1 protein-coding gene and 1 pseudogene are annotated in these 4745 nt (G+C 70.6%); both read left to right on the forward strand.

What is annotated here, in order from left to right; genetic code table 11:
• A partial coding sequence (locus tag ACZ44S_RS39035) for a beta-ketoacyl reductase (RefSeq protein WP_466938255.1) occupies positions 1-1077 on the forward strand: 1077 nt, incomplete at its 5' end.
• Positions 1078-1129: 52 nt separating this feature from the next.
• Positions 1130-4745: pseudogene (locus tag ACZ44S_RS39040) on the forward strand (type I polyketide synthase); the annotation flags it as partial.

Here is a 4745-nt window from a genome sequence, read left to right on the forward strand (position 1 = left end):
TCGGGTGTGGTGCACACGGCTGGTGTGCTGGATGACGGTGTGTTCGGTGGGCTGACGCCGGAGCGTCTGGTGTCGGTGTTCCGTCCGAAGGTGGATGCGGCGTTGGCGTTGCACGAGGCCACCCGTGATCTGGATCTGGACGCGTTCGTTCTTTATTCCTCTGCGTCGGGTGTGCTGGGTGGTCCGGGTCAGGGCAACTACTCGGCGGCCAATGCTTTCCTGGACGCTTTTGCGCAGTGGCGTCGTGCGCAGGGTCTGCCCGCTGTTTCGCTTGCGTGGGGGCTGTGGGGTGAGTCGAGTGCGATGACGGGTGCGTTGGGTGCGTCGGATCAGGCGCGGATGAGTCGTGGTGGTATCCGTCCGTTGTCGGTCGAGGAGGGGATGGGGCTCTTCGATGCGGGTGTCGGGTCGGGTGAAGCGGCTGTGGTGGCGGTGAAGTTCGACTTCGCTGCGCTTCAGGAGCAGGCGGTCGCGGGGGAGATGGCGTCGGTGTTGCGGGGCCTGGTGCGCAGGCCCCGGCGGACCGTCCGCACCGAGGCAGGCAACAACACCGGCGGCACGGCCCAGGAGTCCCTGGCCGACAGGCTGGCCAGGATGCCGCAGGCCGAGCGGCAGCGCACGCTGCTCGACCTGGTGAGCGCCGACGCCGCGACCGTACTGGGAGGACGCCGAGGAGCCGACGCCATCGCGCCGGACCGCGCCTTCAAGGACCTCGGCTTCGACTCCCTCACCGGCGTGGAGCTGCGCAACCGCCTCACGGCGGCGACGGGCCTCCAGCTCCCCGCCTCGGTGGTGTTCGACTACCCGACCCCGGCCGCCCTCGCCGACGTCCTGCTGGAGCAACTGGGCGTCTCGCCGATGTCCGTGCTCGCCGAACTGGACCGGCTGGAAGCCACGTTGAGCAGCATGACCCTGGACGAGGACGTCATGGCCCAGACCGCCAAGCGTCTCCAGACCCTGGCCACCCGGTGCGCGACGTCCGGTGCCCCGACGGACGACGAGGACGCGTTCGACCTCGACTCCGCATCCGACGACGAGCTCTTCAGCTTTGCGGAGAACGAGCTCGGCTCCTCCTGACCGCGGCACCGGCCCCCACCCGTTGAACAGCCCGAAGGACTCTTTTTCCATGAGCACCAACGACGACAAGCTGCGCGACTATCTCAAGCGTGCCCTCGCCGACCTCAGCCAGGCGCGCAAGCGGCTGCGCGAGGTCGAGTCGGAGAAGAACGATCCGATCGCGATCGTCGCCATGGGCTGTCGTCTTCCGGGCGGCGTCTCCTCGCCCGAGGACCTGTGGGAGATGCTCGCAGCGGGCACCGACGGCATCTCGGAGTTTCCGACGGACCGCGGCTGGGACGTGAACGGGCTCTTCGACCCCGACCCCGAGCGGGCCGGGAAGTCGTACGTCAAGGAGGGCGGCTTCGTCACCGAGGCCGCCGAGTTCGACGCGGCGTTCTTCGGGATCAGCCCGCGTGAGGCGCTGGCCATGGACCCGCAGCAGCGGCTCCTCCTGGAGACCTCGTGGGAGGTCTTCGAGCGCGCGGGCATCGACCCCACCTCGCTGCGGGGCCGCAACGTGGGTGTCTTCGCCGGCACCAAGCCCCAGGACTACATCCCGAGCCTGGAGGGCGGGGAGTCCAGCACCGAGGGGTACGCCCTGACCGGCAGCGCCGGCGCGGTCACCTCGGGCCGTGTCTCGTACTCGTTCGGCTTCGAGGGCCCCGCGGTCTCCATCGACACCGCCTGCTCCTCCGCCCTGGTCGCCATACACCTGGCGGCCCAGGCGCTGCGCAGCGGCGAGTGCTCGCTCGCTCTCGCCGGCGGCGTGGCCGTGATGGCAACGCCGGGCGCCTTCGTGGCGTTCTCGCGGCAGCGGGGCCTCGCGGGGGATGCGCGGTGCAAGGCGTTCGCCGAGGGCGCGGACGGCACCTCGTGGGCCGAGGGCGTGGGCCTGCTCCTGCTGGAGCGGCTGTCCGACGCCCGCCGCAACGGCCATCAGGTCCTGGCTGTGGTGCGGGGCAGCGCGGTGAACCAGGACGGTGCGTCGAATGGCTTGACCGCGCCGAACGGTCCTGCGCAGCAGCGGGTGATCCGGCAGGCGCTGGCGAACGCCGGGCTGCTGCCCACGGACGTGGACGCGGTGGAGGCGCACGGCACGGGTACGTCGCTGGGCGACCCGATCGAGGCGCAGGCGCTGCTCGCGACGTACGGGCAGGGCCGTCCGGCCGACCGGCCGCTGTGGCTCGGCTCGGTGAAGTCGAACATCGGCCACACCCAGGCGACCGCGGGTGTGGCGGGTGTGATCAAGATGGTGCAGGCGATGCGGCACGGGGTGCTGCCGAAGACGCTGCACGTGGATGCCCCGTCGTCGGCCGTGGACTGGTCGGCAGGAGCGGTGGAACTGCTGACCGAGGCCCGCGACTGGCCGGAGGTGGACCGTCCGCGGCGTGCGGGTGTGTCGGCGTTCGGCATCAGCGGCACGAACGCGCATGTGATTCTGGAGGCCGCCGAGGAGGCGGCCGCCCCGGAGCCGACGGCCGCGAACGGGCCCGTCCCCCTGCTGCTGTCGGGGCGGACGTCGGAAGCCGTGCACGCTCAGGCGGAGCGGCTCGCCGGACATCTGGGAGGGCATGGCGAGCTGGGTCTGGCGGATGTGGCGTTCTCGTTGGCGACGGGGCGTGCGCATCTGGAGCGTCGTGCGGTGGTGGTGGCGGGTTCGGTGGAGGAGGCGCGCGAGCGTCTTGCGTCCGTCGACCCGCAGCCGGTGGTCGCGGGTGATCTCGCCGTGCTGTTCACGGGTCAGGGTGCGCAGCGGGTCGGGATGGGGCGTGAGCTGTATGCGGCGTTCCCGGTGTTCGCGGAGGCTTTCGACGAGGTGTGCGCGGCCGTGGACCGGCCCCTGGGCCGCTCGCTGAAGGATCTGGTCTTCGGCGACGATGCGGCGCTGCTCGACGAGACGCGTTATGCGCAGCCGGCCCTCTTCGCCGTCGAGGTCGGGCTCTTCCGCCTCGTACGGTCCTGGGGTGTGCGCGCGGATGTGGTGGCCGGTCATTCGATCGGTGAGGTGGCGGCCGCGTTCGTGGCGGGTGTGTGGTCGTTGGAGGATGCGGCTGCTCTGGTGGTGGCGCGGGGTCGTCTGATGCAGGCGTTGCCGTCGGGTGGGGTGATGGTGGCGGTCGAGGCGTCGGAGGACGAGGTGGTGCCGCTGCTGGTCGGGGGTGTGGGTGTCGCGGCGGTGAACGGTGCGACGTCCGTGGTCCTCTCCGGTGCCGAGGCGGCTGTCGAGGAGGTTGTGGGCCGTTTGGAGGGGCGTCGGGTGCGGCGTCTGCGGGTCTCGCACGCTTTCCACTCCTCGTTGATGGACCCGATGCTGGACGACTTCCGGCAGATCGTCTCCGGCCTCACCTTCCACACCCCCACGATCGCCGTGGTGTCGAACCTGACGGGTGCGGTCGCGGAGCCGGAGCGGCTGTGCGATCCGGAGTACTGGGTCGAGCACGTGCGTGGCACGGTCCGTTTCCACGACGGTGTGCAGACCCTCCGCGAGCACAAGGTCGGTACGTTCCTCGAACTGGGCCCTGATGGTGTCCTGGCCGGGATGATCGCGGGCGACTGTGTGCCGTCCCTGCGTCGTGACGTGCCGGAGGACCGGGCGCTGATGGGCATGCTGGGGCACCTGCACACACGCGGTGTCACGGTCGACTGGGCGAAGGTCTTCGCGCCCACCGGCGCCCACCGCACCGCTCTGCCCACCTACGCCTTCCAACACCAGCGCTACTGGCTGAACCCGGTGGCGTCCAACGGCGTACCGGGCCTGGCGGCGGGGCATCCGCTGCTCGACATCGTCGCGAGTGTGCCCGAGACGGGTGGTGTTCTGGCTGCGGGCCGGCTGTCGCTGGGGGCGCAGCCGTGGCTGGCTGATCATGTCGTGTCGGGCGTGGTGGTTCTGCCGGGCGCGGCGTTGGTGGAGTTGGCGATCCGGGCGGGTGATGAGGTCGGTGCGGGTGTTCTGCGGGAGTTGGTGATCGAGGCTCCGCTGGTCATTCCTGATGAGGGTGTGGTGCCCGTTCAGGTGTCGGTGGGTGAGGAGCGGGACGGGGTGCGTCCCGTCGCGGTGTACTCGCGGTCGGACGAGGGCGGGGCCGGCGGGGGCTGGGTGCGTCACGCGAGTGGGCAGCTCGGCGGTGAGGGTGCGGTGGCCGTGGGTGATCTCGGTGGTGTCTGGCCGCCGGAGGGTGCGGTGGCCGTGGATGTGGCTGGTCTGTATGAGGGGCTGGCCGGGCGTGGGTATGGCTATGGGCCGGTGTTCCAGGGGCTGCGTGCTGTCTGGAGGCGTGAGGGGGAGGTCTTCGCCGAGGTTGTGCTGCCGTCGGGTGAGATGGATGCGGCCGGTGGTTTCGGTCTGCATCCGGCGTTGCTGGATGCGGCGTTGCACGCCGGGGCGTTCTCGGGTGCGGAGGAGTCCGAGGGTGGGGGGTTGTTCCTGCCGTTCGCGTGGAGTGGTGTGTCGCTGCACGCGTCGGGTGCGTCGTCGTTGCGGGTGCGGTTGACGTCGTCGGGTCCTGAGGCGTTGTCGCTGGACCTGGCCGACAGTGAGGGTGCTCCGGTCGCGTCGGTGGAGTCGCTGATCCTGCGGGAGGTCTCCGGCGGGCAGTTGAGGGCTTCGGGTGCTGGGTCGTTGTTGCGGGTGGAGTGGTCCGCGGTGCCGGTGGGTGAGGTGGCGGACGGTGCGGACGGTGTGGGTG

The organism is Streptomyces malachitofuscus, assembly GCF_055571035.1.